Here is a 19362-nt window from a genome sequence, read left to right on the forward strand (position 1 = left end):
TCTTATGCGGGATCAGACCTATGTGGGATCAGATTGGCCGGTTCAAATTGTGTCTGAATTGCGCTTTGGCCGTCCGGATGGCCAGTAAAATCTTCGCGATCACCTGACGTCGTGCACGCGCCGGGAGACGTCAGCTGGCGCCGCCAAGGCCGGCGGCGCGCAGGGCTTCCACCAGCCGGTTGGTCAGATCGGCGGGATATCTTCGTTCGACGAAAGTTGCGCGCGGATCGGCTGCGAATTTCGGGAATTTGGCGGTCAGTTCCTGCAGCAGCCTGCTCGCCAGCTTCTCGCGGCCGGCAGCCTTGGCGCCGATCAGCCGCGCCGCCAGATAATGCGATTTCATTTCCGTCGTTCGCAAGCCGTCGCTGGCGAGCGTGGCCTTGTGAATGTCGCCCATCATGAACTCTCCGGCGAACAGCCCGTAATCCCACCATGTCGGATGGGCGCTGGCGATGTCCACCGCGTGAGCGATGATCGGGGTGCCCTCGCTGTACCTGCCGGCGAAAACCAGCCCGTAGCCATAGGCGGCGGCCATTGCGAGATCGTAGGGATTGAGCTCATAGGCCTTGCGCATCCAGCGGATCGATTCCGCGGAATCGCCCATGCGCGAATTGAGATAACCAAGGGCGCGGTGCGCGTAGGGGCTGGTCGGGCCCATCTGGATGGCGCGATGGGCAAACGTCATCGCTTTGTCGATCGTCGCGTCGGCGGGGTAGGGATAGTGGTCGGTGACCGCTTCGAGATGCAAGGAAGCGAGTTCCGAATAGACGAGCGACGACTTCGCCTCCCGGTTGGCAAGATCTTCGAGGCAGCGGTAAGCGGCTCCGTGCGTCTGGGCGTTCTGGTCGAGATAATATTTGCCGTTGAGCACCAGACACGCCGTCAGCCCGGTCTGGATGCCGCTCTGCTCGATGTAGTTGTAGATCGTGCCCGAGGCGGGAAGAGCCGAGCTCAAAATGCCGGAGATCTGGTCCTCGATGGCGGTGTTCGCGCTGTCGCCGGCGGTCAGGTTGCGTGAGAGCAGCACGCGGCCGGTCGCCACGCTTTGCAGCTCGAGCATGATGTCGCCGCTACGCGGCCCGGGCAGGACATCGAATACGAAGCTGGCGGCGTCGGTTACTGGATCGGGCGGGCTGTCGGCATCACGGCCGATGAAATTGATGGTATCGAAGCCGCTGAGGCCGGCGCGCAGCGATGCGGCGACACGGCGAGCCAGGTCGCTGTCGGCCTTGATGGCGATGTAGACCTGGGGGAGGTTTTCAACCGGAGGCGCTGCTATGCTGCCGGTCGCCACAGCGGTCTCGACCGCCGTGTCGCCGCCGGTCAGCAATACCACGCTGCCCTGGCGAAGGATCAGCACACCCAGCATGAGAATGACCAGCGCGATCGCCAGCCAGAAGAACTGCAAATGCCGCTGCAGCGAAGGTGCAGCAGGGGCGACGGCTGGAACGCTCAGCAATGCAGCCGGATGTGCCCGGTTGCGGGCATCTTCCGGCGAGCCGAGCGGGGCGGTCGCCGCCTCCTCTGTCGCCGGCTGCGGCTTGCTCTCTGCCTCAGCCTCTGCCGGCAAGCGAATGGCGTTGAGCTCGTAGGACGGAACATAGCCGCCGCGCGGAATGGCGATGCGGACCGGTTCGGCAACGCCCTCATTGGCGAAATACTGCTGCAGAAGCTCGCGCAGCCTGCCGGCCTGCACCCGCACCACCGCATCGGTCGACGGGTCGAAATCGCCGTCCTTGCCGAAAACGTCCATCGCTATGGAGAAGCCCTTGAGCCTATCGGCTTCGCCTGCCTGCTCGCGCTCGACGAGGTAGCGGAGCAGCTTGCGCGCGCGCTCGGATCGTCCGAACGTTTCGCTGGCAAGCAATCGCTCCAACGTTTCGCGCACTGCGGGGGCGGCAGGCGTGGTATGCTGCAAGTGTCGATCCCTTCGAATTCGGCACAGGTTGAGGTACAATCATATCGCGCTGGCGCCGCCATACAAGCATCTGCTTATGGTGCGATAGCGTACCCACCGGATAAAATTTCCGGTGGGCTGATGCGCGGGCCTGGCGGTCTCGGCTAGCCGCCCTTTCGGCCGACGATGCGGTTGGCCGCCGAAACCACGGCTTCGAGCGAGGCGGCGACGATGTTGGTGTTGATGCCGGCGCCGAACAGCTTGCCGCCCGGATGTTCCATCTCGACATAGGAAATGGCCGAGGCATTCGAGCCGCGCTGCATGGAATGCTCGGAATAATCCAGCACCGACATCGGCACCCCGACATGGCGCGACAGCGCATCGACGAAGCCGTCGATCGGGCCGGTGCCGGTGCCTGATATGGTCACCTCCTTGCCTTTGTCGAGGATCACCGCTTCGACCACGCGCCGGCCCTTGACCTCGGTGTCGGGATAGGTGTGGTGGTCGAGGAACTTCAGCCGCGCGCCGGGCTGGTCGACATAGGTGTCGAGAAAGCGCTCGTAGATGCGCCTGGCCGGCACCTCCTTGCCTTCGGCATCGGTGATCGCCTGGATGGCCTGGCTGAACTCGATCTGCAGGTTGCGCGGCAGGTTGAGGCCGTAATCCGCATGCAGCACATAGGCGATGCCGCCCTTGCCGGACTGCGAGTTGATGCGGATGATGGCTTCATAGCTGCGGCCGACATCGGCCGGGTCGATCGGCAGATAGGGCACCTCCCAGTGCGGCGTGTTGGCCTTGCGCAGCGCCTTCATGCCCTTGTTGATGGCGTCCTGGTGCGAGCCGGAAAAGGCGGTGTAGACGAGCTCGCCGACATAGGGATGGCGCTCGGGGATCTTCAGCTGGTTGGAGTATTCGTAGACGTCCTTCATGCGGTTGATGTCGGAGCAGTCGAGCCCGGGATCGACGCCTTGCGTGTACATGTTGAGCGCCAGCGTGACGATGTCGACATTGCCAGTGCGCTCGCCGTTGCCGAACAGGGTGCCTTCGACGCGGTCGGCGCCCGCCATCAGGCCGAGTTCGGTGGTGGCGATGCCGGTGCCGCGGTCATTGTGCGGATGCAGCGAGATCAACAGGTTCTCGCGTTCGTCGAGATTGCGGCACATCCATTCGATGCGGTCGGCATAGATGTTGGGCGTCGACATCTCGACCGTGGAGGGCAGGTTAATGATCAGCTTGTTCTCCGCCGTCGGCTTGACGATCTCGGTGACGGCGTTGCAGATCTCCAGCGCCACTTCGAGCTCGGTGCCGGTAAAGCTCTCCGGCGAATATTCGAAACGGTAGCCGCCGCCGGCTTTTGCCGCCATGTCGGTGATCATCTTGGCCGCATCGGTGGCGATGCGCTTGATGCCGGCGACGTCCTTCTCGAAGACGACGCGGCGCTGCAATTCGCTGGTCGAGTTATAGAAATGGACGATCGGGTTGGTGGCGCCCTTCAGCGCCTCGAAAGTGCGGGTGATCAGTTCCGGCCGGCACTGCACCAGCACCTGCAGCGAGACGTCGGCGGGCACGTTGCCCTGTTCGATGCACCAGCGGGCAAAATCGAAGTCGGTCTGCGAGGCCGACGGAAAGCCGATCTCGATCTCCTTGAAGCCCATGTCGAGCAGCAGGGCGAACATGCGCGCCTTGCGTTCCTGGCCCATCGGATCGATCAGCGCCTGGTTGCCGTCGCGCAGGTCGACCGAGCACCAGATCGGCGCCTTGTCGATCACTTTCGAGGGCCAGGTGCGATCGGCAAGACCGACGGTCGGATAGGGCTGGTACTTGCGGGCAGCATCCGGCATGCCCCTCGCGGGCCCGGCGGTTTCCTCTACATTCAGACGGATATCTTCTCGTGCGTTCATCGTCTTTTCTCCCGGCGGCTCGCGGATCCAGCTTCAGGCGGATTGGTGGCGAGCGGCGCCTTTACCAGAATTTCGTTCGCTTGATGTGACGTGCCAATTTGTGACTGGCCAAGGAGCGTGCGCGTGAGCGGCGAATTCGACCGCCGGGCGCTCCTTCAGCGAACCCGGCGATCGCCGATAAGGCCGAGAAGCAGCAGGGTGGAGGCAAGCGCGCGAACGGTCTGGCCGGCAATGCCGGTCTGACGGGACGCAAAAGAGGTGGCGCGCGGGCTCATGGCGGATTTCATACAGGAGCGGGCAAAGCGAGGCAAGTGGGAGCCTCGCTGTCGCAGAAGCTGCCGATCCAGCCTCAAGACTTGCGTTCCTCGCCGTCGCGAAACGGGGGAGAGGTGGCTGTCCACGGGTCTTGCCTTCGGCAAGCCCAAGGACAGGCTCCGCGGCCGGAGAGGGGGCCTTCGCAGGGCGCAGTCCCCTCTCCGTCTCGGCTTCGCCGAGCCACCTATCCCCATTTCGTGGGGCGAGGAACCCAAGCTGCAATGAAGGCGCGGCGCCGACATGAAGCGATTTTTCCTGATTACAGCAACTTTGTTCTTGCTTTGTGCCGGCAGCTATGCTACTAATTTGGGTATGGTGCTGACTGGCGCCGAGGATCCGCTGTCGAGGCGGGTTTTTTATTTTGCGGTTTTGGCGTCACCTTTCGCGGGCCCAGCCGCTCACCTGATCCAGTTGCTCTTCCCCGAGCCCGGCAAATGCGCCAGAGTCGATTGTCGGCGGGGGTGCGATGGCTCGCCGCCGGGAGGGATCGTCCATGAACTTCGTGTTCTTCTCGCCGCATTTTCCAGCCAATGGCGCCGATTTCTGCGACCGGCTGAAGAAGGCCGGCGCCACTGTGCTCGGCATGGGCGACGCCCCGTTCGATGCGCTGGACGGCAAATTGAAGGCAGCCCTTTCGGAATATTACCGCATCGACGACATGGAGGAGTACGATCCGGTGTTCCGGGCGATCGGCCATTTCATCCACAAATGGGGCCGCGTCGACCGGTTCGAATCGCTCAACGAGCATTGGCTGGAGCTGGAAGCCAATATCCGCACCGACTTCAACATCTTCGGCACCAAGCTCGACTTCGTCAAGAATTTGAAACGCAAGAGCCGCATGCGGGCGTTCTTCCGCAAGAGCGGCGTCGAAACCATCCCGCAACGCAAATGCTCCGACCGCGCCGGCGCCATGACCTTCATCCGCCGTGTCGGCTATCCCGTGGTGGTGAAGCCGGATTCGGGCTCTGGCGCCTCGAACACTTTCAAAATCTCCAACGCCGGCGAACTCGACAGCTTCTTCAGGGACAAGCCGGAAGGCGTCAGCTTCGTCATGGAGCAATTCATCGAAGGGCTGGTGGTGACCTATGACGGGCTGATCAACCGCGACGGCGAGGTGGTGCTGGCCGCCAGCCACCGCTACGACCAGAGCGTCATGGAGGTGGTCAACCGCGACCGCCATATGAGCTATGTCTGTTTTCCCGAGATCAGCCGGGCGGTCGAGGAGGCCGGTAGGAAAATCCTCAAGGCGTTCGACGTGCGCGAGCGCTTCTTCCACATCGAGCTGTTCGAAACCAGGGACGACAGGGTCATCGCGCTGGAGGTCAACATGCGGCCGCCTGGCGCCTGGATGACCGATGCCATCAATTACACCTTCGATATCGATGTTTATGCCGCATGGGCCGACATGGTGGTCAAGGACGCCGCCGGCGGCCCTTACAGGGGCAAGTATTTCACCGCCTATGCCAGCCGCAAGCGGCACCTCAACTATGTGCACAGCCACGCCGACGTGCTGGCCGCCCATGGCGGCATGATCGTCCATCATCACGCCATCGAGGAGGTTTTCAGCCGCGCCATGGGAAACTACGCCTATCAGCTGCGCTCCACCGACCCGAAGGCGCTGCGCCGGGCGGTCGACTACATCCATGCGGAAAAGGCGTGAGGCGATGGACGTTTCCTACCACAAGGGTTTTGGCCGCAACCTCGGCCGCGACATGGAATACAAGCGCTACGGCCATGCCGGCCGACCCGTGGTTGTGTTCCCGACTTCGCAAGGGCGGTTCTACCAGTTCGAGGATTCCGGCGCGGTCTCGGCTCTCGCCGAGTTCGTCGACACCGGTCGCATCCAGTTGTTCACGCTGGACGGCATCGATGCGGAATCCTTCTTCGACCGCCATGCCGAGCCGGCCCATCGCATCGCCCGGCATGAAGCGTATTTCCGCTATGTGCGCGAAGAGGCGCTGCCGGAACTCCTGTCTGTCGCAGCCGAGGCCAATGGCGGGCGTACGCTGAAGCCGCTATTTTGCGGCTGCTCGATGGGCGGCTACCATTCGTCGAATTTCGTCTTCCGCTTTCCGGAACTGGCCAGCGGCGTCATCGCGCTGTCGGGGGTTTACTCGACCCACGATTTCTTCGGCAATGCGCTCGACGGACAGATTTTCTTCAACTCGCCGCTCGACTACCTGCCGGGTATCGTCGATCCGGGGCTGCTTGTCAGGCTGAAGGCGCTGCGGCTGATCTTCTGCTGCGGGCAGGGTGCCTGGGAGGAACGGATGCTGGCCGATACGCAGGCGCTGGAACAGATCCTGCGTGACAAGTCGATTCCGGCCTGGGTCGATTATTGGGGCGGCGATGTCGCCCATGACTGGCCGTGGTGGCACAAGCAACTGGTCTATTTCTTCGCCCGCTGGCTGGACGACGATCTGATGCACCGGCTGGATTAGATTACCGTAGACTCACAAGCGCAGCCACAGTCGCCTTGAGAAGATGTCGTTCAGCACGCGGCGATCATCCACACGCGGCACGCCTGGCGGGTTGTTGGGCAGGAGCGGCTCGATCACGCCACTCGAAGTCGGGCAGGTCGTATCGGCTCATGCCGACGCTGAATCGGCTCGGACGCCACAAGAGAAGCCTCGAATGGCAATCCGCGCAAATTTGCGCTACGAGGCAGGTGCCAGCGTGACGGAATTGGTAAACGTATCACCACAGTGATCCTGAGCCTCTTGGTTCAGGTGCGGGTTCGATCCCTGCCGCTGGCGACGCCCCGCTTTACGAGTTTACGACCTATTGCATGTCGATATCTAGGTGATGCGGCCTGCAAATGGACTTCCCTTCAGCCTGATTTAAAAACATGACTATACTTATCATCTTTCAGTGGAAACGCCGGGCCGGCTGTGGCATTCCGGCGTGGCGAGGACGCCGTATGGCGATCTCGAATTCAACGGCATCGAAAGGCTGAGCGATGGAGCAATTGAGTGCGCAAACCCGGATCAGCGGTGCCGCTATCCGGTCGGTGATGGACAGGCTGCGCGCCGAGCATGGCGAATCCGAGATCGATACCGGCCTTGCCGATCATTGGGAATTTCGCACGCATTACGGCTCGTTGAAGGCGACGCTCGGTGACGACAACGTGCTGATCCGCGTCGCGGCCGAGGATGAAACCTGCCTGTCCTACATGAAGATGGCGGTCGCCGGCCATTTTTCGCAACATCTCGGCACGACCAGGGGCATCGCCTGGCAGGGCGACGGCAGCGATGCCGGTCCGCCGGTGTTCTTCCGCGAGATCACGGTGCTGTCCTCGACGCGGATTTCTCCGCATATGCAGCGCGTCCGCTTCGCCAGCAACGAACTCGGCCGCTTTGGCCGTGGCGGCCTGCATGTGCGGCTGCTGCTGCCGCCGCGCGGCAGGCCACCGGTGTGGCCGTCGATGGGCGCCGACGGCCTGATGGTCTGGCCGTCGGGCGAGGACGCGCTCGTCGTGCGGGTCTACACGATCCGGGCACTGGACGCCGCAAGCGGCTGGCTGGATGTCGATTTCGTCCTCCACCCCGGTATGGATACGCCGGCGGCCGCTTTCGCCGAAAAGGCAGTTGCCGGCGAGATCATCGGCATGATCGGACCGGGCGGAGGTGGCGTGCCCGAGGCGCAAAACCTGCTGCTGCTCGGCGACGACACCGCGCTTCCGGCGATCGGCAGGATCCTGGAGCAGCTTTCGCCGTCAACCCGCGCCGAAGCGTTCATCGAGGTCGATGGTCCCGACGATCGGATGCCGCTGGCCGCGGGTGAGGCCGTTGCCGTCACCTGGCTCTATCGGCATGGGCGCGAGGCCGGCACGGCCAGCCTGTTGCCGACGGTGCTGCGGCAGCGGAACCGCACCGCGCTTGCCGACAATCTCTATGTCTGGGCCGGATGCGAGTTCGGCGATTTCCGCGAGATCCGCAGGATCGTCCGCAAGGAATGGGGTGTGCCGCGCGACCGGCATCTGGTCATCGCCTACTGGCGCCGCGGGGCGCAAGCGGCGGACGGTGGCGAAGAATAGTGCGCGACGATGCTCCGCGGTCAGCGGCGGTCGGATACGAAGGCGATCGCCGGGGCCGCCAGCAGCGCGACCAGGCCGGCGCCTGCGAAGAACGCGCCATAGCCGAAATACTGCGCGGCGTAGCCGGCCGCGATCCCGCCGGCCATGCTCATCAGTGCGTCCATGCACTGGAACAGCGTGAAGTCGACGCCAGCCTGTCTTGGATCTGACCAGCGCATGAACTGCGCGTAAAGCGCGACGAAACCGAGAGCCATGAAGCCGGACGAGCTGAGCACCGCGATGGCCATCAAAGCGGTGGTCGAGAAGCCGCCGAGAAAATCGAAGACCGAAAAGAAGAACAGCGATCCGGCCTGCAGGAAAAGCGCCAGGACGAGCACGTTGCGCGGGCCGAACCATTTGACGAGAGCGCCGCCGGCGAGTGCGGCAGCCAAGCCGACGAACATGCTGCCGACGCCGTTGACAAGTCCGACCATCGAGAGGTCGAGCCCGGCGTCGATCAGGAATGGTCCGAGCATGGCGAGTGCCGCCTTCTGGGCCAGGACATAGGTGGCCGACGCTGCCAGGCCGCGCCGAATTTCGGGACGCTTCAACGCGTCGAGGAGGCTGGGAACATGCTCGCGCGTCTCCTCGCGCGCGCGGCCGGCCGCGCCGAGCAGGAAGGGGAGGCCGAGCGGCAGGAGCAGCAAGGCCATCGCCCAAACGGCGATGCGCCAGCCATAAGCGTCGACCAGAAGCAGAAACAGGCCGGCGCCGATGGCCGAGCCGAGATAGGCGCCGCCGACCTGCGCGGCATTGCCCCAACCGTGGTTTTCCCTGGCCAGGCTCTGCACGGCGAAACCATCGCAGGCAATGTCGACCGTCGAGGCGGCGAAGGCGACGATGGTCAGGCAGGCCAGGACCGGCCACCAGGCTTCCGGGCCGAGCGCGCCGACGGCCCACAGCCCGGCGATGGACGCAAGTCCACCGGCGGCGACGATCGTGCCGGTGCGGTTCTTGCCGACCGGCGGCAGCCGATAGCGCTCGACGGCCGGCGCCCATAGAAACTTGAGCGCCCATGGCAGCGCGATCAGCGAAACCAGGCCGATCCGGTCGAGCGGCAGGCCCTGGTCGCGCATCACCGCCGGCAGCCCCGCCCAGGTGATGCCGCCGATCACACTCTGCGCGACGTAGAGCCCGCCGATCGCCAGGAGGATCGCGACAGGCATCGATGCCCGGCTGGAAACGGCGATCGACATCAGAAGCGGTAGCGCAGGCTAGCGAACAGCGAGCGGCCCTCGTCGCGGTAGCAATAGCCGGCCGAGCAGATGGATTTTTGAGTGCCGAACAGGTTCTTGGCGTTGACCTGCAGCTTCACGCCCTCGAGTTTGGGATTGCGGTAGCCGAAATCGTAGGAGAGCGAGGCGTCGACGAAGGCGCGCGCATCGTTCTTGAAGGTGTTGGTGTCGTCGCCATAGCTCGAGCCGGCAACGCGAACGCCGCTGCCCAGCCCGAGCCCCTGCAGCGTCCCGTCCTCGAACTGGTACTGCCCCCAGAGCGACAGGATGTGATTTGGCGTCGCCGACAGTTCCTTGCCTGCGGTTCCCGTGGCGCCGCGTTCGATTTTCACGCGCAGATAGGTGTAAGAGGCGAGTATGCTGAGGCCGTTGTCGAGCGAGGCGCTGGCTTCCAGTTCGACGCCGCGCGAGTTCAGGTCGAGCTGGCGCTGCTTGTTGATGCCGGTCGAGGCGTCGAAGACGACGCCATCCTTCTGGTCGATGTCGAACAGAGCGGCGCTGACGGCGGCGTTATAGTCGGCAAATTCGTATTTGACGCCGATTTCCTTCTGCGTCGCAATGGTCGGACGGGCGACGCGACCGACAGGGCTGCTGACATCGTCATAGACGAAGCCGATATTGGGCGAGAACGACGTCGAATAGTTGACATAGGGCGTGATGCCCCATTCGGTCTGGTAGGACAGGCCGAGCCGGCCGGAAAGGGCACTGTCGTCCTGCTTGGACTTGGTGAAGTCGGCGGCGGTCGAGGTGGTGTCGGCCCAGTCGTAGCGACCGCTGGCGAACAGGGTGAAATCGTTCCACTCCATCTGGTCATGCAGATAGGCGCCGAGCTGGTTCATCTCCTGCCCGCCAGAGTAAGGAACCGGAGCGGCCTTGATGTCACCGACGGAGACATAGGAGATACCGCTGCCGGCGTCATAGTTCGACCAGGCGTAGTCGATGCCGGCTACCGCCGTGTGCCTGACCTGGCCGGTATCGAATTCGAACTGCGCCATGTTGTCGACGACGAAGTTCTTCATGGTCTCGGTGTAGTGGCCCCAATAGCGTTTCAGATCCACGCCGTCCGGGTAATGACCGCTATATTCGATGTCGCTGTCGACGGCGCCGTAGCGAAGGTTCTGCCGGACCGTCAGCACGTCGCTGAAACGGTGCTCGAACTCGTAACCGATACGGCCCTGGGTCTGGTCGAAGTCGTTCCAGACGGGATCGCCCTCGTAGAGGTTCGTCAGAGCGCCGCCCGAATTGTAGAAGGCAGCGGTGCCGCCGGTGACGGATTTCGAATATTCGCCGAGGATGGTCAGCTTGGTGTCCTCGTCCGGCTTGAAGGTGACGGCCGGCGCCAGATAGATCTTGTCGTCGGGATAACCGGGCAGGTCGGTGTCGCTGGTGCGGCCGAGGCTGGTGAAGCGGTAGAGGATGCTGCCGTCGTCGTTCACCGGGCCGGAAGCGTCGAGTGCGGCCTGGAAGCGATTGTGCTCGCCGAGCAGCATTTCGACCTCGCGGAACTGTTCTTCCTTGGGGCGCTTGGTGACCAGATTGACGATGCCGCCCGGACCGCTGATGCCGTAAAGCGAGGAGGCCGGCCCCTTCAGGATGGTGACGCCTTCGATGCCGTAGGGCTCGGTCTTGAACCAGGCCGAGGGGCCGTTGTACTGGCGCAGCCCGTCGCGGAACATGCCGTTGTAAAAGGCCTGGAAGCCGCGCAGGAAGAAGGCATCGTAGCGGGTGTCGAAGCCGAAGCTGTTCGGATTGGCGCTTGCGACATAGCCGAGCGATTCGTTCAGCGTGCGTGGCTTCTGGTCCTCGATCTGCTTTTGCGTCACAACCGAAACGGCTTGCGGAATCTTGACCATCGGCGTGTCGGTCTTGGTGCCGATGCGGTCCTTCTTGGCGACGTAGCCGTCCTGCACGAGGATCTCGTCGCTCTCGGCATCGACCTCGATCTTGTTGAGAACGGTGACGCCGCCCTGGTCCTGGGCGTGAGCCGGCCCGGACAGGCCGAGCAGGGCCATGCTGCCCGGCAGTGATATCCCCAGGAGCCATGTCATCGTCCGTTTCCGCATCAACTCGTCTCCACTCTTCCGTACATTGACGGAAGGGGCTCTCAAATCTGAGTATTTGAGTCAAGTTATTTTTTGAGCTCGTGCGGGTGCTGGCCCGATACGGTCGGCGACAGCAAAGTGTGACCGGTTTCAGGAAAACCAGCTGCCAATCAGGGAGAGGCAAGCTGCTATGGTTTGAGGCTTCTCGCCACCAGCCGCGCCACGCTTGGGCCGACCAGAAGCACGATCAGGAAGCGTGCCGATTGCAGCGCCATGACGAAGGAGATGTCGACATGCTGCGCGGCGGCGGCGATGATGGCGACGCTGTCCATGCCGCCGGGGCTGGTTGCCAGATAGGCGGTCAGCGGATCGATGCCGAGCAGGCGGCTGATCAGGAAGGCGAGGCCGCCGCAAAAGACGATCAGGGCAATGATCGAGCCGACGATCTGCGGCAGCGCGCGGGCCGCGTGGCGCAAAATGGCCCTGGTGAAATTCAGGCCGATGCTCCAGCCGATCATCGTATAGCTCAAGGCAAGCAGCCAGGGTGGCAACTGCATGGTCACGCCGAGCCCGAGATGGATCACGGTGCCGAAAATGAAGGTGCCGAGGAAAAACGGCGACGGCAGCCGGAAAAGCTTTCCGGCGAGGCCGCCGACCAGCGCCACGCCGAATGTTGCGGCCAAGCCTTGCGGGTCGACCGGCGGGAACCAGACGATGGCCGGCACCTCGATGCCTGAGGTGTCGACCCAAAGCTTGGCCACTAGGGCTGCCGTCATCGAGACGCAGATGACGCGCAGATAAAGCATGAAGGCGACGAGGCGCTGGTCGGCGCCGAAGGCACCGGCCATCAGCACCATGGCGGTAGCGGCGCCCGGCGACGAGCCCCAGACCGCGGTGGTGCCGGGCAGGATGCGCCAGCGGCTGATCAGCCAGCCGAGCAGGCTGGATGCCGCGACCGTCGCCATCACGACGCCAAGGAACAGCGGCCATTCCTTGTAGAAGACGGGAAAGATATCGGCCGAGATGGAACTGGCGACGAGGCAGCCGACGACCGCCTGGGCTGAGCCGAACAGAACCCGCGGCACGCGCACCGTGGCGCCGTTGGTGCCGGCAGCGATGGCCGCCAGCATCGGTCCGATCAAGAGCGCGGCGGGCAGGGCGGCGAGTTCCAGCGCGCCGGCAAACAGCACCGAGACCACCACCATGACCGGCCACTGCCAGGCCCTGTGGATCCGCGCCAGATGCTCGATGGCCGGCGGGTTCGGGGAAGAATCCATAGATGGGCTCTTAGACCGGTGGCGAAAAAATGCGAACCCTTTTTGCGCGGAAAAGGGCTTGGGTGGTAATGGCACCAACCATCCGCAGCGATCCTTCGCGCCCCCCTCTGTCCTGCCGGACATCTCCCCCTCTAGTGGGGAGATTGGATGTCACGTCGGCCTTCGCCAATCTCCAAAAAAGAGCGCTGTCGGCGAAGCTGCCAATCTCCCCACTTGAGGGGGAGATGGCCGGCAGGCCAGAGGGGGGCGCTGTCCCATAGGCCTCTCCCTCTATCCCGCCTTCACCGCCGGCAACCCGAACCCGCCAACAGGATGCGTCTCCACCTGGAACTCGAAGCCGGCGATGATCGGCCGTGCCTTGGCGATTGCCGCCTGGACTTCGGGCAGCTGCAGCGAAGCCTTGTGGCTTTCGGCGTCGGTCCACACTTCGGTCACCCAGATCGCGTCGGCATCGGCCGGGTCGGTGGCGATGATGTAGTTCAGGCAGCCGGGCATGGCGCCGGTGCTGGCGAGCAGGATATCCATCATTGCGTCACGCTGGCCGCGCATCGCCCGCATCTTGCCGATCAGTCCGTACATTCGCTTTGCTCCGTTGAGATGACGCAACCAGGAGTATGCAGTTCGCCGTCTACGGCATCAACTGCCCGCCATTCACCTCGATCACCTGGCCGGTGATGTAGCCGCTCAACAGATCGGAGGAGAGGAACAGATAGGCGCCAACGCAGTCCTCGGCGGTGCCGGCGCGGCCCTGCGGGATGGTGGCGATCATGCCCTTCATCTGGTCGTCGGTCGAGTAGCGCTCGTGGAAAGGTGTCGCGATCGTGCCGGGCGCCACCGCGTTGACGCGGATGTTGAAACCGATCAGCTCCTTGGCCATGCCGCGCGTGACGTTGGAGACGAAGGCCTTGGCCGAGCCGTACAGGCCGGCGCCGCCGCCGGCGCCGTTGCGCGCGGCGATCGAGGAGGTGTTGACGATGAAGCCACCCTGCCGCTTCAGCCATGGGATTGCCTTGCGCGAAGCTGTCAGCACGGAACGCGCGTTGAGGTCCATCACCGCGTCGTAATGCGCCTCGGTCTGCTCGGCATAGGCCACGCGGCCGAGCATGCCGCCGGCATTGTTGACGAGGCCGTCGAGCCGGCCGAAATGTTGCGCACTGTCCTCGACGACGCGCTCGACATCGGCGGGAATCGAGAAATCGCCCTGGGCGAGGAACACGTCGCCGCCGCCGTTGCGAATGGTCGCGGCCAGGTTTTCGGCAGCCGCGCGGCTCGAATTGTAATGCAGTGCGACGCGGCATTTCTGCGCGGCGTAGGCGAGTGCGAGCGCCGCGCCGATGCCGGTCGAGGCGCCGGTGACCAGGACCGCCTTTCCGGCAAGGTCGGGGATGACGAGAGAGGGGCTGACAAGGGTGGTGGTGGCTGGCACGTCTATTCCTCCGGGGACTCTGCCTGCTCTTCGTAGGCCCTCGCAGTCCTCGCGTTCAAGTCCGTAAAAGTTTAGGGCGGTTCACCGTTTCACGGAAACGGCGAACCGCTCCCTCTTTGTCTTGACGCAATTCCGGACGGCAAACCGTTTCACACTTTTCCTGGAATTGCCCTATGGCCTGAGATAGGCGTAGCCCTGGCGTTGCAATTCGGCGAGCTTGACGACGCCGCCCCTGTCGGCTGCATGGAAGCCGTCGAGCAGGTCGGCCAGGCCGATATCCATGCCGTGCATGGTGTTGGCGCAAGCGTGCGGGCTGAGCCCATCCTGGACAAGGCCGGCGAACCGCCCGGAAATGGCGGCCGATATACCCTTCGACTTGAAGGCGGCAAGTGCCGGGCCGTGCACGACAAGCGCGATGTCGACTTTGCCGTCGGTGCCTTCGAAGTGGTTCTTGATGTTGCCGAGCACGAAATTGACCTTGTCGAGATCGCTGAGGTGATAGGCGACCTTTTGCCTTTCCTCTTCGACGGCCTTGACTTCAATGGCTGCCGCCTTGGTGGGGCGCAGCCCGAAAAGCCCGGCGGCTCCGGCAAGACCGACGCGGAAAATATCGCGGCGTCGCATGGCTTCATCTCCCATTTGGCCGGCGCGCGCAATTTGCGTGGCCTCGGCCTCGATCCTAACATAAATTGAAGCCACGTCTTGTCGGGGCAGGGGGAGCCAGCATGATATCAAGGACCGTGATGGGCGCCGGAGTTGGGGTTGCCTTGCTCGCCGCCGTCGCCGGCTCTGCTTTCGCCGACGACACGCTCAAACTCACCGAGCTCAGCCCCGACGGCAAGGACGCCTGCTTCGGCCGCGTCTATGACGCCGCGCATCTCAAGTCGCATCCGCAGCAGAAGGTGACGCGCATCTTCTTCTATTACGGCCGCGATCCGGTCAGCCGGCCAAACGAGGAGCCAAGCGCCGGCATCGATTCCTCCTACAATGGCTTCATGGCGACGACGGTGCGCGGCGCCGAGGCGCCTGAATGGCTTGGCGGCTGGTGCAGTCATGAGTCGGAGGACGGCAAGACCGGCCCGATCCGGTGCGGTATGGACTGCGACCGCACCATGGCTTCGCTGAAGGTCGACGACAAAGGCCGGCTGATCGTCTCGGACGTGCAGCCCGACCTCTATCTCGACGCCGGATCGGAAGACGAGCTCGGCAAGGCGGAGTACGAAAGGCAGGCGCTGGGCAAGGACGACAACGGCTTCAGGCTCGATCCGATGCCGGCCGCCACCTGCAAGGCGGAGTTCGCGCGCATCGACCCGATCGATCCGGCACTTGGCCCGCCATTGCGCGAGCGGCTGAAGCCGGACCAGGCCTTCTGCTACGGACGCGACTACGACGCCGAGCATCTCGGCTCGCATCCCGGCCAACTGACCCAGTCGATCAGGGTGTTCCGCGGACCGGTCGAGCTGGCGTCTTTCGCCAAGGAGGGCGATCCGGCCAATTGGCCAAGCGGCGCCGATATCGCCGTTTCGGTTACCACGCGGCAGAAATCGGCCAAGGTCACGCAGGTCTATAATTGTCAGGGCGAGGGCGACCAGTGGCGCTGCGCGGCGAGCGCGAAGACGGGTGCTGCGTCCTGTGACATCGCGCAAAGGGAGGTCTTCCTTCGCCGCGGCGCCAACGGCACGATGATGCTGGCCAACCCGAACAGCGGCCTGCCGATCATCGATCTGTGCTCGAAAGCGGCGGAAGGTGACACCAGCTCCGACGACAAGGTCTACCGGCTGGAGCCGATGCCGCAGGCTGCCTGCGGGCTGTAGCAGTTCAGAGACGCGATGCCGGCGGGACAGAGGGGGGTGCTGTCCCGCCGACCTCAAGGTTTTTGGATGGCGGCGTCCCGCTATCGCTTCACGCGAACGGCACGGCCGTCGTGCCCTTGGGCAGTTTCGCCTCGTCGTCGGGCTCGACATGGATGATGACCCGCACGGAAGGGATTTCGGCCTGCAGCGCGTCTTCGATGCGGTCGCAGATGACGTGGCTGGCGCCGACAGACATGTCGGCGTCGACGACCAGGTGGAACTCGATGAAGGTGGCGCGGCCGGCGATGCGCGTCTTCAGGTCGTGGACCTCGAGCGCGCCCTTGCAATTGGCCGAGATGATGTCGCGTATGCGGATATGTTCCTGGGTGTCGACGGCGCGGTCCATCAGCCCGTTCATCGAGGAGCCGATGACGTGCCAGCCCTGCCACAGGATGTTCAGCGCCACGATCACGGCAAGAGCCGGATCGAGAACCTGCCAGCCGGTCAGCACGGCGCCGACCAGGCCGATGAACACACCGACCGAGGTCGCCACGTCGGTCATGATGTGCCTGCCGTCGGCAACGAGAGCCGGCGATTTTTCGCTTCGGCCGGTGCGGATCAGCGTCAAGGCCCAGACAGCGTTGATGACCGTTGCGACGCCATTGACGGCAAGGCCGGTCCATGGCTGTTCCAGCAGGGCGGGATGCTGCCAGGACCACCAGACCTCATTGAGGATCAGCAAGGCGGCAAGCACGATCAGCACGCCTTCGAGGACGGCCGAGAAATACTCGGCCTTGTGGTGGCCGAACGGATGGTCCTGGTCGGCTGGCTTGTAGCTGACCTGGATCGCCCAATAGGCGGCGGCAGAGGCAATGACGTTGACGATCGATTCCAGCGCGTCCGAATAAAGCGCGACCGAACCGGTGACGTACCAGGCCACCAGCTTCAGGCCGAGCACGACGCAGGCGACGACGATCGACCAGAAGGCGAGGCTGGCGACCTTCTGCCTGGCGGCGGCTTTGATTTCCGCCGCGGTCACTGGGGAAAAGATCCCAACACTGAGCCCTCGAATTAAGCGGCCTTTTCCTTGGCCTTGCGCGGCAGGTGCGCGACGATGTTCTCGATGATGCGCATGCCGGCATTGTGGCCGAGCGTCATGATCGACTCCGGGTGGAACTGCACTGCGGCGATCGGCTCCTTGCGGTGCTCGAAGGCCATGATGATGCCGTCCTCGGTCTCGGCGGTGACGACAAAACCATCGGGCAGCCGCACCGGATCTGCAAAGATCGAATGATAGCGGCCGACCGTCACCTCCTTGGGCAGGCCGGAGAAGATGATGCCCGGCTTCGACACGCGGATGCGCGACGGCTTGCCATGCATCGGGATGTGCAGTTGGCGCAGCTCGCCGCCATAGGCCTCGGCCAGCGCCTGCAGCCCGAGGCAGACGCCGAAGATCGGCAGGTCGCGCGCACGGGCCCGCTTGATGGTGGCGGCGCAGTCGAAGTCCTTCGGCGTGCCGGGGCCGGGCGAGAGCACGACCAGGTTTGGCTTCAGCCGGTCGAAGATCTCATCCGGCACTGGTGTGCGCACCGTCGAGACATTGGCGCCGGTCTGGCGGAAATAGTTGGCGAGCGTATGGACGAAACTGTCCTCGTGGTCGACCAGCAGGATGTTGACGCCGTCGCCGACACGCGCGGTGCTGCGTTCGGTGCTGGCGGCATTGCCTGATTTGGCGTCGCGGATGGCGGAGAGCATGGCGGATGCCTTCAGTTCGGTTTCGGCTTCTTCTTCCTCGGGAATGCTGTCGAAGAGCAGCGTGGCGCCGGCGCGCACCTCGGCGATGCCGTCCTTGATGCGAATGGTGCGAAGCGTCAGGCCGGTGTTCATGTCACCGTTGAAATTGACCATGCCGATCGCCCCGCCATACCAGGCGCGCGGGCTCTTCTCGTTCTGCTCGATGAAGCGCATGGCCCATAATTTCGGCGCGCCGGTGACGGTGACCGCCCAGGCATGCGACAGAAAGGCGTCGAAGGCGTCCATGCCTTCGCGCAGCCGCCCCTCGATGTGGTCGACGGTGTGGATCAGGCGGGAGTACATTTCGATCTGGCGGCGGCCGATGACGCGCACCGAGCCCGGCTCACAGACCCTCGACTTGTCGTTGCGGTCGACGTCCGAGCACATGGTGAGTTCGGATTCGTCCTTCTTCGAATTGAGCAGCTTCAGGATCTGCTCGCTGTCGGAGATGGCGTCGTCACCGCGCTTGATGGTACCGGAGATCGGGCAGGTCTCGACGCGGCGGCCGTTGACGCGCACGAACATTTCCGGCGAGGCGCCGATCAGATATTCGCCCTCGCCGAGATTGATGAAGAAGGAATAGGGCGAAGGGTTGATGCTCTTCAGCTTGCGGGAAATCTCGGAGGGCTGGGTTTCGCAGCGTTCGTAGAACATCTGCCCCGGCACCACTTCGAACAGGTCGCCGCGCTCGAAGCTCTTCATCGCCTTGCGCACCAGCTTGGCATATTCGCCGGGCTCGTGGTCGCCGCGCGGCGGGATGCGGTCGGCGGTCCTGAACGGCTCGACGATTTCGTCGCGCGGCAGGCCTTCGGTCGAGAAGCCATCGCCGGAATAGTCGTAGCGGTCGGTCCAGGCCTTGGTCGAATAGTGGTCGACGACGAGGATCTCGTCGGGCAGGAACAGCACGAGATCGCGCTGGCTTGGCTTGCGCTCGAGCTTGTAGTCGACCGGATCGAACTGGAAGGCGAGGTCGTAGCCGAAGGCGCCATAGAGGCCGAGATTGGCGTCTTCCTCGGTCTTGAACAAAGCCGTGATGGCGCGCAGCACGGTGAAGACGGAGGGAACGCGGCTGCGTTCCTCTTCAGTGAAGATACGATCGGGCTTGGCGACCTCGAGGCGGATGAGTTTGTTGGACGTCTCGGCGATCGTGACATCGTCAAGGCCGGCAAGCACCGCGCCGATCACCGGCAAAAGCACGTCGCCGCGGCGGTTCAGCGCCTCGATGCGCATGGCGCGGCCGCGTGCCGAGATCACCACCGGCGGATCGATGATGGCGGTGTCCCAGCGCGTATAGCGGCCGGGATATTCGTAATTCGAGGAAAACACGGCGCCGCGGCGCGAATTCAGGCCATCGACATAGCCGTCGATCGCCCCCTCGTAAGGCCGGTCATGGCGCTGGCGGGTAATCGCCACGCCACCCGCCGTGACGAAGCGCTCGGCGCCATTCTCCAGAATTTTCGTCGTCATTGCCGTCTCCATCAGCGTCTTTGGGGCAACGGACCCGGGAATGGCTTGAAAAAACAAATGGCCGCCCGGACATTCCGCTGCGGCCACCCTCGATTGTCACGCGAACGCGTTCGAACAGGCCGCTGTCAGCGAGCCCACCA

14 protein-coding genes, 1 tRNA gene and 1 pseudogene are annotated in these 19362 nt (G+C 63.8%); 5 read left to right on the forward strand and 11 right to left on the reverse strand.

The window, feature by feature from the left end:
• Window positions 1-130: 130 nt before the first annotated feature.
• Together NKH16_RS13390 and leuA are read right to left on the reverse strand one after the other, a co-directional pair.
• Window positions 131-1918 (reverse strand): tetratricopeptide repeat protein, encoded by a 1788-nt coding sequence (locus NKH16_RS13390; RefSeq protein WP_352452906.1) that lies wholly within the window; start codon window positions 1916-1918, stop codon window positions 131-133.
• Between the two features lie 143 nt (window positions 1919-2061).
• Complete coding sequence (gene leuA / locus NKH16_RS13395) at window positions 2062-3798, reverse strand: 2-isopropylmalate synthase (protein WP_352743333.1); 1737 nt, start codon at window positions 3796-3798, stop codon at window positions 2062-2064.
• Window positions 3799-4606: 808 nt separating this feature from the next.
• On the opposite strand from leuA, the gene NKH16_RS13400 reads away from it, so the two are divergent.
• Window positions 4607-5773 carry an ATP-grasp domain-containing protein gene (locus NKH16_RS13400; RefSeq protein ID WP_352821226.1) on the forward strand — a complete coding sequence of 389 codons (1167 nt, stop codon included), beginning with the start codon at window positions 4607-4609 and terminating at the stop codon, window positions 5771-5773.
• Between the two features lie 4 nt (window positions 5774-5777).
• Window positions 5778-6554, forward strand: a complete 777-nt coding sequence (locus tag NKH16_RS13405; protein ID WP_352743330.1) for an esterase family protein — start codon at window positions 5778-5780, stop codon at window positions 6552-6554.
• A 33-nt stretch (window positions 6555-6587) separates the two neighbouring features.
• Here NKH16_RS13405 and NKH16_RS13410 read toward each other — a convergent pair.
• Window positions 6588-6705 (reverse strand): annotated as a pseudogene (locus tag NKH16_RS13410) (IS5/IS1182 family transposase); the annotation flags it as partial.
• 78 nt (window positions 6706-6783) lie between these two features.
• Between NKH16_RS13410 and NKH16_RS13415 the strand changes: the two are divergent.
• Window positions 6784-6869 (forward strand) — tRNA-OTHER (locus tag NKH16_RS13415).
• A 203-nt stretch (window positions 6870-7072) separates the two neighbouring features.
• Window positions 7073-8149 (forward strand): siderophore-interacting protein, encoded by a 1077-nt coding sequence (locus NKH16_RS13420; protein WP_352743328.1) that lies wholly within the window; start codon window positions 7073-7075, stop codon window positions 8147-8149.
• Window positions 8150-8169: 20 nt separating this feature from the next.
• Here the strand turns inward: NKH16_RS13420 and NKH16_RS13425 are convergent, their stop codons facing one another.
• From NKH16_RS13425 to NKH16_RS13450, 6 genes are all read right to left on the reverse strand, one after another.
• The gene (locus NKH16_RS13425) at window positions 8170-9354 is read right to left on the reverse strand and encodes an MFS transporter (protein ID WP_352743327.1); all 1185 of its coding nucleotides are present in this window, start codon (window positions 9352-9354) and stop codon (window positions 8170-8172) included.
• A 29-nt stretch (window positions 9355-9383) separates the two neighbouring features.
• Window positions 9384-11471 carry a TonB-dependent siderophore receptor gene (locus NKH16_RS13430; RefSeq protein ID WP_352821229.1) on the reverse strand — a complete coding sequence of 696 codons (2088 nt, stop codon included), beginning with the start codon at window positions 11469-11471 and terminating at the stop codon, window positions 9384-9386.
• Between the two features lie 182 nt (window positions 11472-11653).
• The gene (locus NKH16_RS13435; RefSeq protein WP_352899835.1) at window positions 11654-12742 is read right to left on the reverse strand and encodes an AbrB family transcriptional regulator; all 1089 of its coding nucleotides are present in this window, start codon (window positions 12740-12742) and stop codon (window positions 11654-11656) included.
• Window positions 12743-13012: 270 nt separating this feature from the next.
• Entirely contained in the window at window positions 13013-13321 is a 309-nt protein-coding gene (locus tag NKH16_RS13440) for a putative quinol monooxygenase (RefSeq protein ID WP_352450553.1), read from the reverse strand.
• Window positions 13322-13370: 49 nt separating this feature from the next.
• Window positions 13371-14168 (reverse strand): SDR family NAD(P)-dependent oxidoreductase, encoded by a 798-nt coding sequence (locus NKH16_RS13445; RefSeq protein ID WP_352450552.1) that lies wholly within the window; start codon window positions 14166-14168, stop codon window positions 13371-13373.
• Window positions 14169-14339: 171 nt separating this feature from the next.
• Window positions 14340-14792 carry a DsrE family protein gene (locus tag NKH16_RS13450; RefSeq protein WP_352450551.1) on the reverse strand — a complete coding sequence of 151 codons (453 nt, stop codon included), beginning with the start codon at window positions 14790-14792 and terminating at the stop codon, window positions 14340-14342.
• A gap of 101 nt (window positions 14793-14893) precedes the next feature.
• Here NKH16_RS13450 and NKH16_RS13455 point away from each other — a divergent pair, with 101 nt between their 5' ends.
• Window positions 14894-15982, forward strand: coding sequence for a hypothetical protein (locus tag NKH16_RS13455; RefSeq protein ID WP_352899839.1), 1089 nt, complete (start codon window positions 14894-14896; stop codon window positions 15980-15982).
• 88 nt (window positions 15983-16070) lie between these two features.
• Here the strand turns inward: NKH16_RS13455 and NKH16_RS13460 are convergent, their stop codons facing one another.
• The gene (locus NKH16_RS13460; RefSeq protein ID WP_502895031.1) at window positions 16071-17000 is read right to left on the reverse strand and encodes a cation diffusion facilitator family transporter; all 930 of its coding nucleotides are present in this window, start codon (window positions 16998-17000) and stop codon (window positions 16071-16073) included.
• A 32-nt stretch (window positions 17001-17032) separates the two neighbouring features.
• Window positions 17033-19222 (reverse strand): anthranilate synthase, encoded by a 2190-nt coding sequence (locus NKH16_RS13465; RefSeq protein WP_352450549.1) that lies wholly within the window; start codon window positions 19220-19222, stop codon window positions 17033-17035.
• Window positions 19223-19362: the final 140 nt, after the last annotated feature.

Source organism: Mesorhizobium sp. M1307 (genome assembly GCF_040318155.1).
GTDB lineage: Bacteria > Pseudomonadota > Alphaproteobacteria > Rhizobiales > Rhizobiaceae > Mesorhizobium.